Annotated in this window: 1 protein-coding gene; it reads right to left on the bottom strand. The window is 57.3% G+C overall.

The window, feature by feature from the left end:
- Positions 1-407: CBS domain-containing protein (locus AF337_RS21525; RefSeq protein ID WP_152971147.1), on the bottom strand; the 407-nt coding region annotated here is incomplete at its 3' end.
- Positions 408-475 lie beyond the last annotated feature (68 nt).

Genomic DNA, 475 nt, shown 5'->3' with positions numbered 1-475 from the left:
GCACGACTGATGATGCCAATCGGCACGCCATCTCTCATCACGGGAATACGTTTTATCCGGTGTTTCTGCATCAAGGCTGAGACCTGGCCCAGAGACGTGTCCTCGCCTACGACGACCGGGTCGCGGCTCATGACGTCGGCAACTTTCCACGCGTTGCTCTTGACGTAAGCCGTGGCTTTCTCTTCGGCGGTAAGGGCAAACGTTCCGAGTTCGGCGGCGGCTGCCCCTCCTAACTCCGTTCTCCGCAGCAGATCACCTTCACTGAGGATCCCGATCAGGCGACCCGCATCGTCGATGACCGGGACGCCACTAACCTGATTTGCGAGCATGATTTCGGCGGCTCGCCGAACGCTGTTATCCGGTGATACACCGACAAGCTTCGTGGTCATCACATCTTTGACTAGCATCTCCGCACGACCTTCCCCCAAAGAGGGCAACGAGGATTTGCTAAATTAAACCTGTTGCGGGTGTACGA

The sequence above is a fragment of the Rhizobium ecuadorense genome, from assembly GCF_001187535.1.
GTDB lineage: Bacteria > Pseudomonadota > Alphaproteobacteria > Rhizobiales > Rhizobiaceae > Rhizobium > Rhizobium ecuadorense.
This window is presented reverse-complemented; position numbering and strand designations above follow the sequence as displayed.